This window comes from Pumilibacter intestinalis (assembly GCF_943193005.1).
GTDB classification, from domain to species: Bacteria; Bacillota; Clostridia; order Christensenellales; family Pumilibacteraceae; genus Pumilibacter; species Pumilibacter intestinalis.
On the sequence record NZ_CALPCH010000017.1, the window covers coordinates 1 to 22,548 of the forward strand.

13 protein-coding genes are annotated in these 22,548 nt (G+C 52.8%); 1 reads left to right on the top strand and 12 read right to left on the bottom strand.

Annotated elements, in window-relative coordinates; translation table 11 throughout:
- Nucleotides 1-83: 83 nt before the first annotated feature.
- From NFR55_RS08285 to NFR55_RS08305, 5 genes are all read right to left on the bottom strand, one after another.
- Nucleotides 84-2,105, bottom strand: a complete 2,022-nt coding sequence (locus NFR55_RS08285; protein ID WP_251548198.1) for a glycoside hydrolase family 71/99 protein — start codon at nt 2,103-2,105, stop codon at nt 84-86.
- Nucleotides 2,106-2,281: 176 nt separating this feature from the next.
- The gene (locus tag NFR55_RS08290; protein ID WP_251548200.1) at nt 2,282-3,142 is read right to left on the bottom strand and encodes a carbohydrate ABC transporter permease; all 861 of its coding nucleotides are present in this window, start codon (nt 3,140-3,142) and stop codon (nt 2,282-2,284) included.
- Nucleotides 3,135-4,058, bottom strand: coding sequence for a carbohydrate ABC transporter permease (locus NFR55_RS08295; RefSeq protein ID WP_251548201.1), 924 nt, complete (start codon nt 4,056-4,058; stop codon nt 3,135-3,137). The genes NFR55_RS08290 and NFR55_RS08295 overlap by 8 nt, the downstream gene beginning before the upstream one ends.
- Nucleotides 4,055-5,365, bottom strand: a complete 1,311-nt coding sequence (locus tag NFR55_RS08300; RefSeq protein WP_251548203.1) for an ABC transporter substrate-binding protein — start codon at nt 5,363-5,365, stop codon at nt 4,055-4,057. The genes NFR55_RS08295 and NFR55_RS08300 overlap by 4 nt, the downstream gene beginning before the upstream one ends.
- A 101-nt stretch (nt 5,366-5,466) precedes the next feature.
- Nucleotides 5,467-6,741 carry an SGNH/GDSL hydrolase family protein gene (locus NFR55_RS08305; protein WP_251548205.1) on the bottom strand — a complete coding sequence of 425 codons (1,275 nt, stop codon included), beginning with the start codon at nt 6,739-6,741 and terminating at the stop codon, nt 5,467-5,469.
- A 160-nt stretch (nt 6,742-6,901) separates the two neighbouring features.
- On the opposite strand from NFR55_RS08305, the gene NFR55_RS08310 reads away from it, so the two are divergent.
- Nucleotides 6,902-7,687, top strand: coding sequence for a helix-turn-helix domain-containing protein (locus NFR55_RS08310; protein WP_251548207.1), 786 nt, complete (start codon nt 6,902-6,904; stop codon nt 7,685-7,687).
- Between the two features lie 3 nt (nt 7,688-7,690).
- Here NFR55_RS08310 and NFR55_RS08315 read toward each other — a convergent pair whose 3' ends face one another.
- The 7 genes from NFR55_RS08315 to NFR55_RS08345 form a co-directional block, all read right to left on the bottom strand.
- Nucleotides 7,691-9,589: an alpha-galactosidase gene (locus tag NFR55_RS08315; RefSeq protein ID WP_251548209.1), complete on the bottom strand. Its 1,899-nt coding sequence runs from the start codon at nt 9,587-9,589 to the stop codon at nt 7,691-7,693.
- A 78-nt stretch (nt 9,590-9,667) separates the two neighbouring features.
- The gene (locus NFR55_RS08320; protein ID WP_251548211.1) at nt 9,668-11,542 is read right to left on the bottom strand and encodes a glycerophosphodiester phosphodiesterase; all 1,875 of its coding nucleotides are present in this window, start codon (nt 11,540-11,542) and stop codon (nt 9,668-9,670) included.
- A 3-nt stretch (nt 11,543-11,545) separates the two neighbouring features.
- Nucleotides 11,546-14,674, bottom strand: a complete 3,129-nt coding sequence (locus NFR55_RS08325; RefSeq protein WP_251548213.1) for a hypothetical protein — start codon at nt 14,672-14,674, stop codon at nt 11,546-11,548.
- A gap of 81 nt (nt 14,675-14,755) precedes the next feature.
- The gene (locus NFR55_RS08330; RefSeq protein ID WP_251548215.1) at nt 14,756-17,017 is read right to left on the bottom strand and encodes an Ig-like domain-containing protein; all 2,262 of its coding nucleotides are present in this window, start codon (nt 17,015-17,017) and stop codon (nt 14,756-14,758) included.
- A 19-nt stretch (nt 17,018-17,036) separates the two neighbouring features.
- Nucleotides 17,037-18,890 carry a hypothetical protein gene (locus NFR55_RS08335; RefSeq protein WP_251548217.1) on the bottom strand — a complete coding sequence of 618 codons (1,854 nt, stop codon included), beginning with the start codon at nt 18,888-18,890 and terminating at the stop codon, nt 17,037-17,039.
- A 17-nt stretch (nt 18,891-18,907) separates the two neighbouring features.
- Entirely contained in the window at nt 18,908-20,251 is a 1,344-nt protein-coding gene (locus NFR55_RS08340) for a glycoside hydrolase family 1 protein (RefSeq protein ID WP_251548219.1), read from the bottom strand.
- 1 nt (nt 20,252) lies between these two features.
- Nucleotides 20,253-22,544 (bottom strand): GH36-type glycosyl hydrolase domain-containing protein, encoded by a 2,292-nt coding sequence (locus tag NFR55_RS08345; protein ID WP_251548221.1) that lies wholly within the window; start codon nt 22,542-22,544, stop codon nt 20,253-20,255.
- Nucleotides 22,545-22,548 lie beyond the last annotated feature (4 nt).

The following is a 22,548-nucleotide window of genomic DNA, read 5'->3' on the forward strand; positions in this document are numbered from 1 at the left end:
CCGCGGGGGGGGGCAAGCGTATCCTCGTCATTGCGAGGGCATTTATGCCCGTGGCAATCCCCTGCATGGTACATGTATGCGAACTAATAGCCGTAGCTGTAGCGCAGCCTGCCTATGGGTGCGCTGTCGCCGCTTACGTAGTAATCCATAATATCCGAGTAATCGGTTACGTTGTCGGCAACCTTAAACTCGAATTTCACGCCGTTTGCGCTAAGTCCCAAAGCCGAAAGCGGTACGGTAATAAACATTCGGTTGCCCTCTACCGCAATATCCGCTTCGCCGCTCTTTTGCCAGTTCCAGCCGCCCGTGCTTTTTTCTACGCTCGTTTTGTTGCCGCTCGGAGCACGGTTAATAATGTAGTCGAAACTTTCCCAACTACTTGCCGCCGTGCTGTTTTGCGTTTTTATAAGCACGTTCATCCAGTTTTCGCCGCTCTCGTATTCCGTGATATCGTCAACGGTTTTTACGAGGATATACAGGTTGTCGTCGTCGTGCGCTATGCGGGTTTCGGCTATATCGTTGCGATTGCTGTTATCGGTATACCACGCGCCCAAAAGGTTTTGCGATTTAGACGACGGGCGAATATCGAAGCCGTAAAAGTCGCGCTCTATGGCGTCGCCCGTGAAATCTTTATACACGGTTTTCACGCTTGCGAAATCCGCCGCCGAGTTTACCGTCTTTTTATTCCACTTGTAGTCCGACTTTGCTTCGCCGTACTTATACTTGCGCACGTTGCGCACGAGTTGCAAATAGAAATTGTCCTGATAATGGTCTTTGTCCGGCTCCATATCGCGCGAGAACTCCGCGCTGAAATTGTCTACGAACTGCACAAAGTCGTGATTGCCATCCCACATCTTCCAGGCAAGCCACTCGTTCCAGCCCGTAACGGTCACCATTTCCACGTCTTTGCCCTGCTCCTCGTAGTGCCAAACGCTTTGCCACTGGTCTTCTATGTTCTGCCCTTCTTCCCAGTTTTCCGCCATGCGCTTTTCGCTCTCTATATATCCGCGACTGCTACGCATATCGCCGTCGCGCCCCCACTGCGCGTATGCCGAATACGCCGTGAGCGAATCGCCGTGTTGCGCCACGTTTACGTTGACCGCCTTGTTTACCGAGTAATATTGGTTGTAGCCCTTGCTCCAGTCCATCCACGGAAAACCGTCTTCCGTGGGAGCTTTGTTTGGCCACTGCGACTCGCGAACGTCGAAATACTCTTCCATTTCGGACGAAACGGGCACGAACTGCGCCCCGCCTACCATGTTGGAGCTTTTGTTGCTTGCCGTTGTGCCTATAATAAGCGGCTTATCGAAGGGCGTGAACCAAATGGAGTCGTATTTGCCGCTCGCGTAGAAATTGTTGTATATCTTATCCACGAGCTTGCCCGACTCGGTGTTGGTGTAAAACGCCACTTTGGGCACGTCCCAACCCTGTTCGGAGAGCTTTAGTATTGTGTCTAAAAGCACGTAGGTGGGTCTGCCGAGTTGCACGTTTTTGGGGTTTGACTCGTCTTTGATATAGCTCATGTGCACGTTTTCGGAATAGTCGAAATCGTTGGTGGTATCGAGAAATATAAAGTCCACGTCCGCCATTGCGAGCATTTCCATATGCCGCGTTATAACCCACTCGTCAGCGGAGTTGTAGTATCCGAAAAGCGGCTCGTTGGTCCAGTGCACGTAGTTGGTGGGGCTTTCCATGCCGTTGGGATAGCCGAGCTCGGCGTTTTGCGAGCCGGGCACTATCTGACCCATGCTATACTTATAGTCGAGCACCGCTTGCGCGCCCTGCGGCGTGGTTTGCAGTTTGGTTACGTCGTAAACGCCCGCGCTCGAAAGGTGAGTTCCCATCCACATGAAATAGAACACTCCCACGTAACGGTCGTGGTCGGTCTTTTTTCTGTGCATGGGCGTTACGGCTCTGCCCGCACGGTCTACGGTTGCGTAGCTCGCCTTTGTGAAATCGTATTCGTTCAAGCCGCGGCGCACCTCCGTGCCCGTGGGCTCGGTTGGTTTATCGGGTTTGCTTTCACAGCCCGAAAGGGGCGAAAGCGCCAAACAGCTCCCGAGCAAGAACGCGCCGAGCTTTTTTAAGAATTTGCCTTTACTCATGTGTTGTCCTCCATGTTATCTTTCTTCCGTATGAGATTGCCACGTCGGGCTATGCCCTCCTCGCAATGACAGTTGGCATCGTGTCATTGCGCTCAGCCGAGCGCGTAGCGCGAACGCCACGAGCGTAGCGAGTATCGAGTTTACGAGCAGCCCAATCTCCTGCATCGAACCCGTTTTTAACCTTTCAGTCCCGCGGTGGCAATGCCCTCTATAAGATATTTTTGAAAGGCAATAAACAGCGCGGTGGGCACCAACGACATTATGGTTGCCGCGGCGAATATCCATTCGGGGTGCGCGGAGTTGGTTTCTTTGCCCGTCATGAGATAGAGCGCGTAAGCAAGAGTAATGGGCGCGTCGGTGCGGTTATTGAACATAGACGGAGTGAGATAGTCGCCCCAAATGCCCATAAATCCGCCAACCGCCATGTAAATTATGATAGACTTGCACAGCGGGGCGCATATCTTGAAACAGCGTATAAAGGCGTTCGCGCCGTCGAGCTTTGCGCTCTCTTCCATTTCTTTGGGCACGCTCAACAAAAACTGTCTCATCAAAAACACGTTCATAGCGCCCGAGAAAAACAAGCCGGGCAAAAACAGCGGAAAGAGCGTGTTGGTAAGCCCTATGTTGTTGTAGAGAACGTAAAGCGGAACTTGCGTAACTATGCCGGGCAACAGCGTTGTGAGCATCATTACCGAAAACACCGCTTTCTTCCCTATCCACTCCAGCCGCGCAAAGGCGTAAGCCGCCAAAAACGACGAGAGCGGAGTGCTCACCGCAACTATAATTCCCACCAAAAAGCTGTATAGGAGCGGCATGCCGTAGCCGCCGTCGCGGAACGCAAGCAAGTAGTTCTTAAAGTGCAGTCCGTCCGTCCAGTACGGCATATCGGGAGTGCGGATATAGGCGTTGCTCATGAGTCCGCGGTTGAGCATGAAGACGTACGGAAAGAGCAGCACCACGGCTATGAGCGCGAGCACCAAGTACATGACCGACTTGCCCGCTATTCTTTTGGTTTTGTATATCGCGGTATCAGTCATCGTATTGCACCCACTTATTGGTTTTGAAAAGCACGGCGGTGCACAGTCCCATTACGAGCACGAGCACCCAGGCGAGCGCACAGGCGTAGCCCATGTTGTAGCGGCGGAACGCTTCCTGATAAATCTTGAGTCCGTACATATAAGTCGCGTTCTCGTTGCCCAAGCCGCCGTTGGGCGCAAACGTGAGAGTGCCGTTGAACTGCAAAGTTACTATAAACGTGGTTATCACGTTGTAGAATATCATGGGGGTAGACATGGGAAGCGTAATGGAAAAGAATTTGCGGAACTTTTTCGCGCCGTCTATTTCCGCCGCTTCGTAAAGCTCTTTGGGTATGTTCTTAAACTGCGCAAGCCAAATTATAGTGCCGCCGCCCAAGCTCCACAGGTTCATAAACACTATGGAGAGTATAGCCGTAAGATTTTCGGCGTAGAAAAATTCTCGCGCGGGCAGTCCCATGCTCTCGAGCATGCGGTTGAAAAGACCCTGCGCGTCGGCGTTGTAACGCATGAGATAGCTCCACACCGTGCCGCCCACTATTGCGGGCATAACGCAGGGCAGATAGTAAATCACGCGAAACGCCTTAATTCCCGCAAGTTTGGAGTTGAGCAAAAGCGCGAGCATATACGACCCCGCTATAACCACGGGGATATTCACCGCCGCAAAAAACAGCGTGTTTGTCACCACCTTAGCCATTTGCTTGTCGGTGAATACTTTGGCGTAGTTTCCGAGCGCGACAAAGTCGAATTTGGAAATAACGTCGTAGTCGTAAAAGCTGTAGTAAAAAGATTGCACTATGGGCAATACGGTGAACATGCTTATGCCGAACACCATGGGTATTATAAACACCCACCCCGTTACGCTCCCTTTTATGCGCTTTTTTATAAGCGCGCCTTTGCTTTTGTTTAAGGCTATCATTGAGCGATTGCCTCTTCTATTCTCTCCACAAACCGCTTTACGCACATATCAACCGATATGCTTGTGCTGTCGCACACGTCTTTCATGAAAGACTGCACCGAAGTTAAAAGCTCGTTTGCGCAACTCGGCTCTTTAGCCATGAAGAAATTCGTAGCCACTTTCTTGTCGCCGTGCACAAGCCAGGCGTCGAGATTGAGGTCTTGGAAACCTTTGGACCACTGCTTTTCTTCGGCAAGGTCCACGCGAATGGAAGGAGTGGCGAGTCCGCCGTTGATGAGAGTCATCTGCCCTTCCTGCGAAATCATGTAATGGAGGAACGCCCACGCCAAATCGCGCTTTACGCCCTCGGCGGTGGCGCTTATGCCGCAGCCCACAAATCCGCAACCGATTTTGGGATTTTCGCCTATGAGCGGGAAAGGAAGCGCGTCGAAATTATCGGCTATAAGCGAGTTAACCGCCATGTTTGCCGGTCCCGCCGACGAGAACACGAACGCCGAGTTTCCGCCGCCGAAAAGCGACGCTTCGGTGCGCGACATCACTCTGCCTTCCGCTCTCAAAGCGCGGATATCGTTTGCGAGTTTTTTGGTTTCTTCGGAGTCCACCGCGATATTGCCGTTTTCGTCGAAAACTTCCACGCCGTAAGAAAGCATCATTGCGTTATAAACCGCTTCCCAACTCAGCTCCGCCTCGAGCGCGTAGCTCGATTTGAACTTAGACGCCTGCCCCGCGGGGCTTTGTATCCAGGCGGCAACCTCGCGGCTTACCGAAATGCAGTCGTCCCAAGTCCAGTCGTTGGTGAGCCGTTCGTCGGTTTCGAAATCTATTCCCGCCGCCGCCAAAAGCTCGGTGTTTACGAACGTAACCACCGAATCCATGGAGCGCGGCACTATATATCTGCGCCCGTCGTAGGTGCTCATATCGAAGAACGACTTGTAATAGTCGGCTTCGAGGTCCAGTCTTTTATCGTCTGAGCACGCGCCGGCTACGGTGTAATACGGTTCTAAGTTGATAACCGCTTTTTTGCTTATAAGATAGTAGTAGTACGCCGTGTTCGTCCAGAACAAATCGGGCACGTTGCCCGAGGCTATCGCGCTGTTTACCGAGGTTACGTACTGCTCGTCCGACACCGTGCGTTCGTCGAACTCTATGGTTACGTTGGGGTATATCTCCTTAAAGCCGTTGCGGAGAGCTTCCATATATTTCTTTTCGGCTTCGAGATTGCTCGGTACCATTATGCGCAGAGTTTCGGTTATGTTTTTGTCTAAATACAGGTTAACTTCGTACTCGAGAGGTACGTCTTTATTCAAAAGATGAGGATTGCACCCCCCCCCCGAACGCCACGCACAGCACGAGCGTGAGCGCGAGAGCCAACGTTGCCGTAAATTTCTTTTTCATGGTTTATTTCTCCTTATAAGTTTTCGAAATCGAGCATTGCGCTCAATATGTTCATTGCATATACGCGGTGTATGAAATCGTTGGGGTGATTTACGTTATTTCCCGCTATCTCGTAATAGTTTTTGGTTTCGAGCATCTTTTTGCAGGGCTCGTACATGCTCACGTGCGCCACGTCGAAATACTCGGTTTCTTGCACTATGGCTTTTTGAGCATCTATCATGAGCCGAATGTTAGCTCCGGGCTGGCTTTTTTCATGCGAGGGAAAGGGCGCGACGAGCAGTATTTGGCACTCCGAGTTAGCCGCCTTTGCCGTTTGTATCACCGTTTCGAGATTGTGCCTGTACGCCTTGCCCGCAAGGTTGTTGCCGCTGTCGTTGGTGCCGAACGCGAGTATGAGCAGGTCGGGCGCAAGGTTTTGAAGTTTGGGCAACTGCTTGCCGAGTTCGGGGTCAACGGCTTCGTCCGCCGCCCACGACGAGTCTTTGCCGCCCACCGACATGTTGGTGAATTCCACCTCAAGCCCGCCGAAATGCTCGAGCCCGTATGCCACGAGTTTGGCGTAGGGCGGACTTTTGGGCGCGTGGTTCCATATTTCGCTCGACGAGTGCCCCTCGGAGATACTGTCGCCGAACACTGCCATTTTGAGCTTTTTGTCCTCGGGGTCGTCGCTCTTTATCTTTTGCTCCAGCCCGTAAAGCTCGCCGCTATACTTTGCGAAAACGCTCTTGTCTGCGTCCGCGTTATCGTAAACGTAGGTTACGTGAATGTAATTTTGCCATATGAGCGCCGACTCGGTATACATAACGCCGCCGCCTGCCCACGCCCAGCCGCTGCCCGCGTTTCCGAACGGATACTGCTCGGGAATGTTTTCCCCTCTGCTCCACTCGTCTTTGAATACGGGTATAGAACTGCCCTCGGGCAGGGTAATTACGTTGCCGTTTATTTCGTAGTCCACGCCCTCGACGTATTCCCTCTCGAGAGTCCAGTCGCGCACCGAAATAACGCGGGTGGGCTCGTAAAGCAACTTGCCCTGCGTCACCCCGTCTTTTTCCACAATCATGAGTTGTTCGTTGCGCATCACGTTAGACTGCCAAAACGGAATTATTCGCTCTTCTTCGGAGTAGCCGTATTCGAGCGTATCGGCGTTCTCCACGTAAAACGGCGGCTTTTCGTCGCCCGTGGCGGGCGGAGGAGTCACGGGGGTTGCGGGCTTTTTTTCGCACCCCGCGCACAAACACGCCGCCATTGCCAACACCGCAGAAAGAATTGCGGCAAAAATCTTCTTCATTTTGCCCTCCGTTTGGTTATGGATATACTTATTATAAATCATTTTTTAATGTATTACCATAGAAAAACCGTATATAAAATTGTAAAAATCCTACTTTTACGCCGCCGAAATTTGACAAAACAGACGGCACGGGTGTACAATAATCTCACGGGAGAAAATCATGTTGAATTTTTATAATTTCTTTCAGTCGGCAAAACTCGACATACAAAAAGCCGCCTATCTCGATATAGGCAAAGAGTGGAAAAGCATGGTGAACGATTTTAAGCACGTGCGCCTGTACTATATCCGCTCGGGTTGCGCAGAACTTACGCTCACGAATAAAACCGTTACGCTCGAAGAAGGTTACTTGTATTTCATTCCCGCGTTTTCCATTTTGGAAGGAAATTGCAAAAATCACATGGGACATTATTTCGTGCACATTATCCCCGATATTCTCACCGAACACTTTTTCAAGATACTTCCGCTCAAAAGCAAGTGCTTTTTGGAACGCGATATCGCCGACTATTTGTTTCTCACCATAATAAAAAACAACGAGCAAAACTCGTTGCATTCGCGCCAGGCAACCGACAGCGCGTTAAAACTGCTGTTTTCTTACTTTTTCGAGGGCATCAACATCGAGGAAAACGACGTGGGGAAATTTGCCGACGTATTCGAATACATCGACACCCACATAGGCGAAAAGATATATATCAAAGACCTTTCCGCACTCGTTTACCTCGACGACGCCTACTTTTCCAACCTGTTCAAAAAGACTTTCGGCATTTCGCTCCAACAGCACATACTCTTAAAGCGCGTAGACCGAGCCAAAGAATTGCTTGCCACCAACGCCACAATATCCGAGATATCCAACCAACTCGGCTTTTTCGACGCCGCTTCGTTCAGCAACTTTTTCAAAAAGCAAACCACCATGTCGCCCAAAACTTTCCGCAAACATTTATTCGAGTAAACTTTACTCGCCGACCGATTTGTTTATACATATGATATAGGATTGCCCCGCCGCTACGTTAAATTCCGCGCCGCTTTCGCTAAGCTCGCGCCCTGTTGCCGTAACACTCATGCCGCAGTCTTTGCACGCAGCGCAATACGTTGTATCCGCGTTAAGTCCGCGGAAAAATGCGCGGTAACTCTTTTTTTCGCAGTTTTCGGGAACAAACACCATAGCCATGCCCTTTTGCCTTTCGGAGTCGAAAAACTCGAAAGCTTTAACGTGCACGTCGTCGCGCGTGGGCTTTTCCCACTCGTAATAGTCGCACAAAAACAAATCGGCTATCCCTCGCCACTCGTCGATGCACTTTTTCATGCGGGCGAAATCCGTTTTACGGGCGTCCGCCATGGGCACGCACGCCACAAGGCATGCGTTCATTACCGAGCGCGCGCCGTAATCGCTCGCCATAGCCGCGGGAGAAAGCCAGTTCTTAACATACGGGAACCACCGCCATATAATCTGTTGCATGTAAATATGCCCGTTAAAATCGGCAGGGCTTACGTCCTGATGGTCGGAGTAGTGCAAAGGCACCATAAAGCGCATTGTGTCAAGGTCGCACCTGCCGCCGCCCGACGCGCACGTATCCATCAATATATCGCCGCAAGCGGAACGTATAGCCGAATAATATTCAAGCAACCCCGTGCAATAACGGTTTTCGGCAATGCCTTTTCGGTCGGCTTCGTCGGCGTTTTTCCACACCTCGAAGGGCGGAATATTGCAGTCCTGACGGTAAATATCCACGCCCGCCGTATCCATTACATTATACACGCGCTTTATGAGCCAACGACGGCAACTCTCGTTTCCCAAATCGAGCATTTGCGCCGTAAGAGTAGTGCCGCACCAATCGTAAGCGTATACGCCGAGTATCCAGTTGCGGTCAAAGTCGGGGTGCGCGCCGAAAAACTCCTCCCAATGCTCGGGCGGCGTGCGTATAATTTCGGGCTCGAACCACAGCATTAGTTCTTTGCCGTTTTCTTTGAGCGATTTGCCGAAAGCGTGCAAGCCGTCGGGAAACGCCTCGCCGTTCATCTCGAAATTAACTCCGTGATACCACTGCCCTAAGCGGTTATGCGCTCCCGTGCCGTCCGTTCCCCAACCCGCGTCAAACCACCAAAAATCGTAATTTACGCCGTTAATATCGTAAACGCGGCGCATTTGCTCCACGTTTTGCGCCGTCAATCCCTCGCACTGCCCGTTAAAAACTCCCAACTTAGGGCGCAAGCGTTCGCCTTTAACCTTTGGCATAACGTGCTTAAAATAAAACCGTCGCCATACGTTTACGCTATCGGTTTCATAAGGCAACAGCAGCAAAGCGGGCAATCCGAACTTTTCGCCCGCCTTAAAAAAGGTATGCACTCCGTACTGCCCCGCTCTCATCTGCGTTCCGTTGCCCACCGACTCAAACTCGGCTTGCCAAGTCCCTTGCCAACTCAACGCCGCAATGGTTTTCGTTTTGTCGGTTTCTATGCGGTAATAGGGAAAATACACGTGCGTAGGTCTGCCGTCGAGCGCACGGTGAATTATAGAGCTTTCCGTTATACTCTTTTCATACTCCTCGAACTCGAGGTCCTTGTCGCCGTAATTTCCTATCAGCTTGCCGTTTTGTCCGTCTAACAATACACGCCATTCAATCCCGTCGAATATCTCCGTGTCTTTATGCGCATAAATTTCGGCGCGTAACTCCGTTGCCCCGAACGCCGCATATTCGGTATGCGTTATTTTCCAGCCCGTTCCGCTCTCAGTGTGCACGCAATCGTAAGTTGTAACAACCGTATCTCCGCGCTCCGTTTTTTCGCAACTCATCTTTTCCAATTTTTCGGATTTGCTTTTGCCGTTATATGCAAACCATACGCTTATTTCCATCGCGATTTTTATCCTTTTCGGTTTCTATAATCACATTATAGCATACTTTTGCCAAAACAACCATGTAAAAATCCGATATTAAATTGTAAAATCCCTTCGAGCGGTCACGCCGTTTCGGCGGCGTTTGCAATCCGCCGCGAGCGCCGAGGCGCACAGTAATAAAATTGCCATTCCTCCCGCCGTTGCGTTTGCCGAAGAACCGCAACCGCTTTTTTGCGGCTCTTCTTGCGGCAAAGGCGCGGGCGGCGCGACTTTGGAGGTAATCAAGATAGGCTCGCTCAACAGCGTGTATGCGGGTTGAGCGTTGGCATACGCGAGCACTATTGTTGCGTTCCCCTCGCCCGCCGCCGAGAAATAGCCGTTTTCGTCCATGCTCAGTTCCAAATCGCCGCCGAGTACCTTAAAGGAATATGCCGTTTCCGCTCGTGCGCCGCCGAAGGTTTCGCGCTCGCAACTTATCACGAATTTTGTTTGCGGCGATACCGCAATCTCGTTGCTTTCGGGCACTAAGCGTTTTACCCACGCAGTCATCCAACCGCAGTAATCAAGCGTTACGCCGCCCATGCCCATAAAAAAGTAATCTTTGTAAACGTCTTGATTGCGGAAAGTCCACGGCCATACCGTAATGCCGCAACCGTTCCACTCGGCAACGTTGTTTGTATTCAGTCCGGTATACGAGGGATTGAACGTAGCGTTGAACGGATTGACTTTGCGCAGTATATCGCCCGCGGCTTCTCCCTTGTAATCGTACAAAAATCCGAGCGAAATTTCGGGCATTTGCTTCCGCGCTTCCGCCAAATACCTGCTATCGAAAGCAATGATTGTGCATTGCGACGAAAAATCGTACTGTTCGATTTTTTCCCGCAAGCGTTGTATAATCGCCGTTTTGCTTCCCTTTATCTCGATGAATAAGTTGCAGTCCTCTCCCTTGAACTTTTGCATAAAGTCGTCCAGGGTGGGAATGGGGTCGGATACGCTCGAGCCCATAGCGGAAGACCCCACAACGCGGTACTGCCTTATTTCCGAAAGAGTCATTTCCTCCACTTTGCCCGTTCCGTTCGTGGTGCGGTTCAAGTCGGGGTCGTGCATTACTATGATTTCGTTGTCGGCGGAAAGATAAACGTCTATTTCCACGGTGTCCGCGCCGCCCTCGGTATACGCCGCCCACGCGGCTTCCACGGTGTTTTCGTGATACTCCGAGCCGTCTTTGCGCTTCAAGCCCGAAAGCCCGCGGTGCGCGATAATAATCGGGGGCGCGAAAACCTCGCTCCCCAACTCCCTCGCCGCCGCAACCGTTTGAGCGGGATTTTGCGACAACAGACCGTTTGCGCCCGCGCCCAAAGCCAAAGCAGTTTCGGTTGCGTTGCTCGCGGTCGCCCACACCGCAAAAGACAGCCTGCGCAAAAAGCGCACTCCCTCCGCGCTCACAGAGCCGGATAACAGCACCGCCCGCGCCCAAGCCGCGTTTGCCGTGCGCCGTATTGCGTCCCAATCCTCTTGCGTTTCGGCGGGCAACGAGCGGCAATCGAGCATACCGCTCACGCTTACGGCTTTTTCGCGCACTTTGGCGAGCAGTTCGGGTTTGGCGGAAGCAACGACCGCCTCGGTTACCGATTGCGACACCAACCACTGCGCCAAGTTCGTAGCGGCAACTGCGTTGCTCACGTAGTACACGGGCGTGCGCTCCCCCGTTTCCAGCGCTCCTATGTGCGCAATAACGCTTCCGTCCGCGTCCACCGCGTTCAAGTCGGCGTCTACCCGAATAAGCAAATCGGTTGCCGCGGAGTCGAACTCGCCGTTTTTTGCAACTTCCTGCATAACGGGCGGCAAATACGGCAAAGGCGAAGGATTTCCCTCCGCCCGAGCCGATACGCCGCCTATCGACCATGCCGTGCCGAGCACTGCCGCGGTAAGCAACAGTGCAAGCATAGCCGTAACGGTTTTTCTTTTCATATTTTACTCCTTACCGTCCGCCTTCGATTTTTTGCGAAGGGCAATCAATGCCGCGCCGCACAGCGCAAGCGTTACGCCTATGCCGCCCGCCGTGGCGTTGACCGCGCTGTCGCAACCGCCGCACCCCTGCAATTCGATTTGCTCGTTTTGCAAAGGTTCGGAAAATTCCAACGCGTACTCCATTTGCTTATCCGCGCCCGCCGTTTGCTCGGTGCACACTTGCAACAACAGGTTTTTGCCGTCAAACTTCAAGTCGCCGAGAGCCAACGAAACCGACGGTTCGTCCGCCACGGTAACAGACAACTGCGAGTCGGAAAGGGATATGCGCACCGAATTTGCGGCAAACGCGCTCAACCGCAAGCCCGTGCCGTAGTTTCCCGCCGACTGCCCGCTTGCGTCGAATATTTCAATCTCCGCCCAAAGTTTATTACGGGTAAACGCGCTCTCCTCCGCGCCGTTGGGACGAATACGGAACACCGCCGAAGTGCCGTTTTGCACGTCGTAAAAACGGAACGCAACGTATGCCGCGGAATTGCCGCTCGGCGCGCCCGTATCGTAGTAGCCCGTAGTATTCGTAACGGTAAGCGTTGCGTTAAAACCCGCCGTGAGGTCTTGCATTTTTTCAATCGCCAACGCGCCCGCGCCCGAAACCTCGAACTTTTTGCCGTTTGTGAATTTAGCCGTAAGTCCGCCGAGCAAAGCATAGCCGTTTTCGAAGCCGTAGTGCACGGCGTAGAAAGGCACCAAGCTCGCCTCGGTTTGCAAGTAGTAGCCGTATATTCCCTTTTCTTTTTCGGAAAGCGCCGCCGCTTTCAACGTAAGCACGCCGCCCGAAAACTCGTATAAGTCGGCGTTCAATTCTTCTTCGGTTTCGCCGCTAACCACGTTTATGAAAGTTTCGCCCGCCAAATCGAACTTGTATTCGATATCCGCACCGCCGAAGTATTTCACCGCGCTCTCGCCGTCGGCAATCTTGGCATTTGAAACGCTCGAACCCGAATGCGCGGGAACGTGCACTTCGGTAGCCGTATCGCCGCTTTTAACGGTAAACGCAATATCGGTTGCAAACGCAATGGTGCGCATAAACGAGCCTTTTACGGTAACGGTATCGCCCGAAACCGAGTAATCGGTATCTTTTACGAGTTCTTTGCCGCGGTGCTCTATGCGCAAGTCGTTGTTCTTCAAGTTTTTCACGTCGAACGAAATATCGGTGTTTGATTTAAGTTCGTATTCGGGTTCGCCGTCAGGATAGTACACCGCAACCGCGTTTACGTTTTTATTCATTGTAAAGCTCGTAACGGTAGCGCAGAAAATACTCAAATACGCTTTGCCGCCCGCAAAATCGCTTTGCTTTATCGTAACTTCGCCCGTACTGCGGAACGCGTCCGTCAAATCGTTGCCGTTCACCTTAAAGTACGACTCCTCCGCGGTCTTGCCTATGCCTATTTCGAGCACGTTATTGTTGTAGCGGTTCAGGTATTGCCCCATGCCCACAACGCCCGACGATACGAAACCCGCCGACGCGCCCCAACGTGCGGGCTCGGAAGCGTTGGGCACCATATCGAGCACTTTTATTTTGCTGGGCGTTGCCGTTTGTATCTCGTTGCAATACTCTACGCCGTAAGGATTATCGTTGAAATCGAACAATATCCAACCGCCCTCGGTATACGCGCCGTATTCGATGAAGATAGGTTTCGTAACGTCTAACGCCTCGGCGTAGAACGCCCGCCCCGCACGCGAATATGCGCCGCCTATGCGAGTGCCGTCTACGGCAAAATCGTAACCGTTCATGGTGAAGTTGCGCCAAATGCCCTCTTCTTCTATAGTTCCTTTGCCCGCGCGCGTTTGCCAACCGCTTTCCGCCGCGGTAAATACGGGGAATTCCAACGTGCCGTTTTTGGTTTCTATTCCGTACCAGTACGCGCCCGCCTCGCACTTGTTAAGGTACTCTTTAGTAAGCGTGAGCGTGTATATATCGCCGTTTTGGGTAAGCGTTACGCCGTCGTCTTGCAACGGCGCTCTGTCGCGCTTGTCTTTATCTATGGGAGCCAATCCGCGCGAAAGAAGCGGCGTGTCTTTGTCGGCATATTCGAACTTAACCGCCACGTCGGACTGATGATTGCCGTGCAAAACGCGGATTTGCGGTTGCCCGCCCACAAACTCGGGAGCTTCGCCGCTCTTTACCGTAATGTTTTGCTTGTACGTGCCTTTCGCGTTGCTCACCGATACGTAAGCCCCGCGCGACGGCCAGTTAACTTTGGCGATTGCCGAAGCCTTGAGCGTAACCGTGCCCTTGCCGTCGTTTTGACCCGAAGGCTCAACGGTAAAATCATCGGCGGCAAAGGTGTATTCCTCGGCGTTGTACTGTGCTGCCTTTAAGGTAAATTCGCCGTCGAAAGCGTTTATATATTGCATGGCAAGCGATTGTTCGTTTCCGCTTAGCAAGTTAAAACTTTGGGGCGTTGCGCTCGTAATAACGGGCGCAAGCGGCGACGACATCGCCAACCCGCGCGAATTAGGCGACCAAATGAAAAATTTGGCTTCGCCGCTCGCAAATTTTTCCCGCATATTCTCGGCGGCTAATTCTATTTTTTGCCCGTCGAATATCACGTAGGAAACGTCGCCCTCCGCACCCGTTCCCATATACAGCGTTAAATAGTGCGTAACGCCTATCTTAGTGGAAAAACGGCGACTTTCTTCGGGCGTGTCCGCCACGTAACCGCGGTTTACCGTTACCCACTTATCTTGCAATTTCAATTCCAAGGGAGCGGAAGCGGCGGGCACGGTTTGCATGTTTTTCCAGTTTGCAATAGCCGCGCTGTCCGCCAAAGTTACGTAGGTTGCGTGCTCTGCTTTGCCCGTTCCGTCGTCGCGGAACGCAAACGATATCTCTTTCGTTACGTCTAACGCCGTATCGTTTACGGTCACGCCGTCTATACCCAATAAGAACGACGAATATCCGTCCACGGCGGTAAGTCCTCGATTTTCGTGCACGTTGTCGCCCACCACCCAACCGTTTATATCGGCGTCGGGCTCGGCGGCAAACGCAAATGCCGTAAACGCCAAACAGCAGACAAGTGCCGCCAAAATGCCGATACAGCACAAAAACATTTTTTTCTTCGTCTTTACCATACTACTCCTTTTTATAACGTGCCGTAGCATGCCGAACGGAATAGCCGCCGTTCGGCATGCGTCGCACGTTTGCTTTACGCGTTACTTGCTTGCTTTCTTCTTGTATCTTATGCCTATGAGGGCAGCGCCGCCGAGAAGCGTTGCAAGGGCAATGGCTAAAGTCCCCCCCCCGCTCAGACTGCCGCCGCAACCGCTCTTTTCGGGTTCTGCGGGTTTATCCGCCGCCTTTACCGTTATAATGCACTGAGCCGTTTTGCCGTTGCAATCAACCGTAACCGTCACTATGCCTTCGCCTACCGCGGTAACGGTTATTTTTCCGCTGTTGTCGGAAGCTACCTCGTATGTGGCAACAGAGTTCTTGCCGCCGTTCGACCACTCGAAAGTTACCTCTTCGGTAACGTTTTCGGGCGAATACGCAGCCGTAAGCGTGAGCGTTTCGCCCACTTTAATCTCCGCCGAAAGTTTATCGAGAGTTACGCTTTCCACCGTAACGTGCGATACTTCCACCGTGCAAGCAGCCGAATATCCGTCCGCGGTTACGGTAACGATAGCCGTACCCGGTTTCAATGCTCTTATTTTGCCGTTTTCCACCGAAACAACGCTTGTATCCGAACTGCTCCAGCTAACTGCGGGCGCGGTTTCGCCTTTGGATATAACCTGCGCCGCAAGCGTTTTTTCCGAGTTCACGGTCATTGCCGTTTCGGCAGTATCCAAAATCACCGCCGTGCCCGTCTTAATTTCGGAAATGGCGAAATCTCTGTGTCCGTTGAGCGCCCACAAGCCGAGATACGCCACGTGTTTGCCGTTTGTTTCGAAATCTGCGAGCGTGGCGTTGTAATCGATTTTAACGCCGTTTATATACACAAACGATTTGTCGTTCTCTTCTCCGCCGCCTACGTATACGATAACTTCCGCTTCTTCGTCTACCGCTACGGGGAAAACTCTTGATTTATCTTCCGCGCTTACCTGAGTCGTTTCCGTTTTTACCTCGTTAAGCCCGTAGTAGAAGGCGATTTTACCCGGATTGCCGTCTTTCACGTTAGCCAAGCCGTCGCGTTGCGTTTGGTTCATAAAGTTGAACATCGTTTTGGCTTCGGCATTTTCCGCTCCGCCGATTTTTACCTTGAAATGCACGGGACCTTTATCCAAGTCGAGCGCGGTCTTGTTCCAAGTTGCCGTAGCGTCGCCCGTGGTAAACTTAGTAATTTTGGTAGTTTCGTCGTAGCTGTACGAGTCCTTTACAATGCTCGGCTTTTGCCACGCCGCTCTGGGGCTTTCGTTCGTAAGCCAACCGCTTCTTTCGTCGTACCCGCAAACGGTAAGTTCGCATTCAGCCTTTACCGCGTCTTTGCTTGTATCTTCTTTATCCGAAACATAGCAAATTATCTTTGCCGTGCCGCCTTTTACGGGCGTGATTTCACCCGTGGTTTCGTTTACCGTTGCAATTGCCGTATCCGACGAACGCCACTTATAATCGGTTGCATTCGGATAATCGGCTTGCAATCCGCTATTAGCCGTGTAGGTAAGCGTTTTGGTTTCGCCCACGTCTAACCGCAAAGAAGGCTCTATTTCCAACATATACGGTAATTTAGGTTTGGCAACTGCCTGCGGCTCGGAAATTTCCAAAGCACCCATACAACCGCCGCCTTGATAAGCGTATAAGTATGCAAGATAATTTTCTTCCACCTTAAATGTTGTCGCCGTTAAGTTGGGCACCTTAAACACCAAGTTATCTACCATTACGAACGAGAAATCGTCGCCGCCCGTGCCCGCATAAATATAAACGTCATGCGTTTGCGTAGCGTCCAAACCGGTGATTTCCTTTTTGCTGTTGGAGAAACCGTTCACTTCGTAATGGTGCCATACCGTACCCGCTTCATCTACGCACACGGAAACAGGCATACCTTGAGCCTCGTTTCCCGTCGGATTTAAGCGGTGACCGCTCTCAAACATAGCTTGCGTAGCAAGCGTAAACCATAAGTTGTTTGCCGCCGTTTTATAAGTGAATTTCACCGCTTTACCGCCCGTAATATCCAACTCCGAACGGTTCAAAAACGCCTTATTCTCTCCTAACGTAACATGCGTGCGACCTGTTGTCTGGTCAATTTCGTTATACTCGGCAACGCCGTACGACCATGACCCTGCCTCCTCCGTAGTGCGCCAACCGTTGGCGTCCCACGAGCTGTCCGCCAGTTGTTCGGGCGCGATAATGGGTGGTTGTGCATCCCAATTGTACCATGCCGCCGCATTGGTTGCGCCGATACCGCCTATAGCGAACACGCAACATATAATCAGCGCGAGTACTGCTATAAGCAGGCTTTTGTTTTTGCTCTTTACCATCATTTTTTTCTCCTTACTTTTTTTATTTTATCCTATAGGTATAAGATAACCGTCCCAAGGGCGCGCAATCGCCGTGCACATAGTAATCCATTATATTTGCGGTTTCGGCTACATTATCCGCCACCTTAAACCGCAACACGCTCGCGCCCGTAGCCGCAATATCGCGGCGACTGATTTTTACCGTAAGCGTGCGCCCGCTTAGTTTGAGCGTTGCGCTCGCCTCCGCGGACGAACTGCCGTCCGCTTTCAATCTTTCCACATACGTACTGTTGCCTATAACAGTACGGTTTACCACAAACCGATAACCGTTCCAGTTATCGCCCGTCGCGCCGTCTACCTCTATAAACAAATTCATCCAGTTTCGCACGTTCGCTTCGGGAGCGGTGATTTTATCCGCGCACTCGATTCTGAAATACACGTATTCGTCGTCGTGCGCAACGCGTATGCTCTTGATATCGTTGGGGCTTTCGGGCACCGTATACGGTTCTTTGAGAGTTGTGTTGGCACTGCGGTAATTGCGAGCCGCCGTATCGCCCGCCATATCCACATAACATGCCGTTGCGTTCCATTGCGCCGAGTCGCCGCTGAGGTCTATGCGCCGAACAGTAAACTCGTCGGGAGCTACGCCCGCTTTGGCTTTGAACCTACGAATATTTTGCGCAGTTTGCAAATAGAAATTGTCGCCGTAGCCGCCTTTCATCATCTCGGTGTCGCGACTGAATTCCTTATTAAACAAATCCACGAAATACGCCGAACTCCGCCCCTGTCCCTTCGGCTGTTTTTGTGCAATCCACTCGTTCCAGCCGGTAACGAACACGTTGTTTACCGCATTTCCTGCCGAAATCGCGTTTTGCCATTGTCCCGCAAAGTTCGCGCCGCTGTCTACCGCCGCCGCGTCGTTGCCGCGCTCCGAGCTCCACCCGCGCCCGCGGCCTCTCGTGCGGTTGTTTTCGAGCACCGCGTCGCTGAACGCGCCCGAGGTGTGTTGCGCCACGGATACGCTCATAATGCCGTTATGGTTATACTGCTCGCCGTCCGCCCAACTCATCCAGGGCATGCCGTTGTCGAAATTCGCGCCTTCGTTGGGCCACTGCGCGTCCTTTAAGTAAAAGAACTCTTTTATCTCCGCACTGCAATCCGCAAAGTTCGGCTCTTTGTCGCCCAAGCCAGACCGCCGCGCCGCTATCCAGGGCTTGCCCTGCGCGTTTGCGTTGTTCGTATCGGCAAATCGATACCAAAGCGATTTGTACTTGTCGCCGTTTTCGGTGCCCGGCTTGTAGTAACCGTTATACAACGCAGTCACCGTTTCTTTGGTTTTCGCATTGCAGTAAAACGCAAGTTTGGGCACGGGATATCCCGCTTGTTGCAACTCGAGCGCAACGGGCAAAATGCTGTCGAGCACGTTTTCATACAGTATGGCGTTTGTCACGTCGAAGAAAATGTAATCTATGCCCGCGTTCATAAAAAGTTCCAAATGCTTGCGGAACACCCACGGGTCGGCGCTGTGGTAATAGCCGTATAAAGGTTCGCTCCAGTAGTGAAACGCGCCGATATCGGTATTCGCCTTTATTGTAGCCAAGTCCATTTTAGAAAGGTCGAAATCAGCCGCCGCCGAACCGCTCCACAAAAAGTAGAATATGCCTACCTGCTTGCTTTCGTCCAATTCGCCCGCGGCGTCGTAAAACCGTCCGAGCGCGTCGGTTGCGGAAATGTTCCTCTGAGTAAAGCGCACTTTGTGCTCGAAGTCGGTATCGTCGGGCGCGTCCGTCCCCGGCGGCGTATTCGTTTCGTTTTCGCCGCTCGGCGAGTCCCTGCACCCGCAGGCAAACACCCCCAAAACCACAGCCAACAACAACATGAAAATCTTTTTCAACATACCGTACCTCCTTTAGGTTATTTTCGTTGCGCAAACATATCGCGCAAATAGTAATACGAGGATTTGGGCGTTCGGGCAAAAGTTTTGTAATCTACATAGGTAATGCCGAACCGTTGCGAATACCCGCTCAGCCACTCGAAATTATCCAATAAGCTCCAAACAAAGTATCCGCGCAAATCTATGCCCGCCGCTTCGGCGCGGTGCAACTCATGCAATATGCGCCTAAAATATTCCACTCGCGGCTCGTCATGCACGCCGCCGTCCGCCGAAGGCACGTCGTGGCACGCCATGCCGTTTTCGGTTATCATAATGGGCTTACGGTACCGCTCTTGCAAGAATTTGAGCAACCAAAACAGCCCGTTCGTATCCATTGCCCAGCCCGTTTGCATCATGGGGTATCCTTGCGGTCGGCGCACCTCCTCCGCCTCGCCGCGCTCGTTCCACCCCACGGGAAAGCCGCTGTAATGGTTCATGCAGCAGTAGTCGGTGTTGCCGCGAATGCGTTTCATATCGCCGTCGCGTATGGTGTGCTCCGCTTCCCAAGCAAACCGCTCGTAAAACTCCTTTGGATAATCGCCGAGAAACACGGGGTCGAACACGTTAACGCAGTTCCACACGTAATCGCACGCAAAAGTCTTTTCCCGCGCTTTCTCGATAAGCGCGCTATCGTTCTCGTCCGCGGGATACGGCGCGTCGCCGCAGTTAACTATAGCCGTGCGCTTGCCTTGGGCATGCAGATACCGCGCCGAATCGCCGTGCGCAAGCAGTAAGTTGTGCAAGGCGGGAAAACTGCCGCCGTTGCCGAATTTGCAGCCCGGTGCGAACGTGCCCAAGCCGTAGCCCGCGCCCACCACCGAAAGAGGCTCGTTAAACGTAAAGTACAAGTTTACGTCGCTACCAAGCTCTTTTGCAACGAGCGCGGCGTAGTCGGTAAACCAAGCGGCAAAGTCGCGGTTCATGAGCCCGCCCTTGAGCGAAAGCTCGTACGGCAAATCCCAATGGTACAGCGTTACGCACGGCTCTATGCCGTTATCTCGCAAAGTTGCCGCAAGCCGTTTGTAGTAATCCATGCCCTTGCGGTTCACGCGCCCCGTTCCCTCGGGCAACACCCGCGGCCAAGATATCGAAAACCTGTACGCGTCCGCGCCCAAGCCTTTCAGCAGGGCTACGTCCTGTTGCCACAGTTCGTAAGAGTTGCAAGCCCCGCTCCCGTCCGCTCCGTTAAACACGGTATCGGTATGGCGGCAAAACACGTCCCACACCGACAGCCCTTTGCCGTCCGCGTTCGCGCCGCCCTCGATTTGAAAAGCCGCCGTTGCCGCGCCGAACATAAAATCTTCGGAAAATAAGTTTTCTCGCATGCTATGCCCTCTCCTTTTCCAATCGCACCGTAACGGTATGTTCGCCGCCGTCCGTCAGCATTGCCGACGGTATCGTATCGCCCGAAATTTCCTTTCCGTCTACCGCTATCCGCACGGCGTTGCCGCCCGCGCGGGTTATCGTTATATGCACTTTATGCCCGCGATACGGGCGTTCGGCGGTTACGGTATGCCAGCTTTCGGGCAGGCACGGCGATATGCGCAAGCCGAGCCAGTCGCCGCGTATTCCCAAAATACCCTCGTAATAGCACCTAAGCCCCCAAGCCGACGTGCCCGTTTGCCACGACGAAGCCACTTTGCCGTCTACAGAAGGGTGCTTTAAGTAGCAGTTGGCAAACACATACGGCTCGAGCTCGGAATGTTCGCTCGGATTAGCCTTGCCGTTCGGCAAAATGCTCAACAGAGTTTGCACGGCTTTGTCGCCGCGCCCCAAAGCGCAATCCGCCATAACCTTAAAGCAACCCGCATGATTGTATATTCCGCCGTTTTCGTACACTCCCGCAAGCATGCCGCTCATGCGCCCCACCGTTTCGTCGTAATGCGGATAGGGCGGCACGCACATGGGAACGCCCTGCGGCGTTTCGCGCAAGTCCACCGCTTGCAACAGCCGCGGCAACCGCTCGGGCGGAACTATGCCCGCAAGTATTGCCCAGCTTTGCGGATTAAAATAGAACGCGCCGCCCTCGCAGTCTTTATCGCCCACCGTGCCGAATTCGGAAAACGCCCGCACGTAGTAGTCGCCGTTCCATGCCGCTAAGTTTATCTTTTCCGCCAAAGCCGCCTTTTTCGCTCGCAGAGATTTCGCCCTTTCGCCGTAGCCGAGATAGTCGAACAAGTCCGCCGCCTCGCCGAACAAGTAGCACACGCACATGCCCATAAACACCGTTTCGGCGTTTTCGTCGGGTATGTTTAACGCGTCGTTCCAATCGGCGTGATATATTTTGGGCAGTCCGTGTTTGCCGTAATGCTTTTCGTCCTCGTACCAGCGCAGTCCCGCCTTTATGTGTTCGAGCACGCTCGCCTTGCCGCCGTCTAACCAAGCGAACCGCTCTTGCAAAAACGCAGTATCGCCCGTTTCCCGCACGTACGCTATTACCGCTATAGTCAACCAAAACGCAGGGTCGGAATAAAGTTTGGTTTCCACAACCGGATACCACAGCAAAACGGCGTGCCCGTCGCTGTATTGGTGCTCCAAACATTCTATAACGGTGCGCCGCGCGTTCTCGGGCGCAAAGTGCAATAAGGCTACGGCAAGTTGCGCGTTGTCGCGCACCGCCTTTTTGCCTATGCAACAGTATTCCACTTGCTTTTGCGCCCAGCGGTTGAGCACGGTGTTTATTTGCTCGCTCGGCGACAAAGTGCCGAGTTCGCCGTACGCCCGCTTGCTGTTTTGCCGCACGGCGTTAAACAACTCGGGCAATCGGGGAAACAGATTTCTCGTAAACGCCGTAAGCGTTTGCCTGTTTTGCGTAAATCCCAAAACGTAATACACCGTTTGCCGAGAGCGGGGCGGCAACGTGAGCGAGTTTTCCAATATTCCGCAACGCTCGCGCACCGTAGCCATGCTTCCGCTTAAGTGTTTGCGCTCGCGCAGCACGCGCGGCGCGGCAAAGCCGCCGCACAAACCCGTAAAATCGTCCGCATTGCCGCACACGCCCCGCAACTCGGCGGTAGCGGCTATAAATCCGCTCTTTTCCGCCATGCCGCCGTACGGATTTTGCGAGGCGCACAGCACGGCATGCGACTCGGGCACGTACTCGGTTGCCGAAGTTGTGGGCGCGTTGTAATAAAACGGCATGGGATAGCCGCCCAAATCGAACAGCGTGCAGGCAAACAAATCTATACGCCGCGTTTTTTCGGAAGCATTTTGAACCGTTACTTCCCACATTTCGCACAGCTCGCTCGGGTGCACCGCGTAGTCTACGCGCACCTCTATGCCGTACTTTTGCGCTTCCACGCGGCTGAAAAGTTGCGCGTGCGTGCACGAAAATTTGTCGGGCAAAATACCGCACGGATATCCGCCGGGCGTAAAGTAATCGCCCGTATCTTCGTCGCGCACGTACAGCGCCGACGATTTCTCGGCATTGAGTCGAATAAGCTCGCTGCTTTCGGTAACCCGCCGCGCCGCAGTAACGCCCGTGTGCGTTACAGTTGCCTGATAGCCGCCGTCGTTCCAAAGCACGTTGAGCCAATCCTTGCCCGTTTCGAGCTCGGCTATAGTGTACGCGCCTATATCGCTTGCGCCGCTATTTAATTGTGAGTCCTGTTTTTTCATGCTC

Coding starts and splice junctions, on each gene's coding strand:
- NFR55_RS08335 (WP_251548217.1), bottom strand. CDS start 18,890: ATGTTGAAAAAGATTTTCATGTTGTTGTTGGCTGTGGTTTTGGGGGTG.
- NFR55_RS08315 (WP_251548209.1), bottom strand. CDS start 9,589: ATGGAAATAAGCGTATGGTTTGCATATAACGGCAAAAGCAAATCCGAA.
- NFR55_RS08345 (WP_251548221.1), bottom strand. CDS start 22,544: ATGAAAAAACAGGACTCACAATTAAATAGCGGCGCAAGCGATATAGGC.
- NFR55_RS08285 (WP_251548198.1), bottom strand. CDS start 2,105: ATGAGTAAAGGCAAATTCTTAAAAAAGCTCGGCGCGTTCTTGCTCGGG.
- NFR55_RS08290 (WP_251548200.1), bottom strand. CDS start 3,142: ATGACTGATACCGCGATATACAAAACCAAAAGAATAGCGGGCAAGTCG.
- NFR55_RS08305 (WP_251548205.1), bottom strand. CDS start 6,741: ATGAAGAAGATTTTTGCCGCAATTCTTTCTGCGGTGTTGGCAATGGCG.
- NFR55_RS08320 (WP_251548211.1), bottom strand. CDS start 11,542: ATGAAAAGAAAAACCGTTACGGCTATGCTTGCACTGTTGCTTACCGCG.
- NFR55_RS08340 (WP_251548219.1), bottom strand. CDS start 20,251: ATGCGAGAAAACTTATTTTCCGAAGATTTTATGTTCGGCGCGGCAACG.
- NFR55_RS08325 (WP_251548213.1), bottom strand. CDS start 14,674: ATGGTAAAGACGAAGAAAAAAATGTTTTTGTGCTGTATCGGCATTTTG.
- NFR55_RS08295 (WP_251548201.1), bottom strand. CDS start 4,058: ATGATAGCCTTAAACAAAAGCAAAGGCGCGCTTATAAAAAAGCGCATA.
- NFR55_RS08330 (WP_251548215.1), bottom strand. CDS start 17,017: ATGATGGTAAAGAGCAAAAACAAAAGCCTGCTTATAGCAGTACTCGCG.
- NFR55_RS08310 (WP_251548207.1), top strand. CDS start 6,902: ATGTTGAATTTTTATAATTTCTTTCAGTCGGCAAAACTCGACATACAA.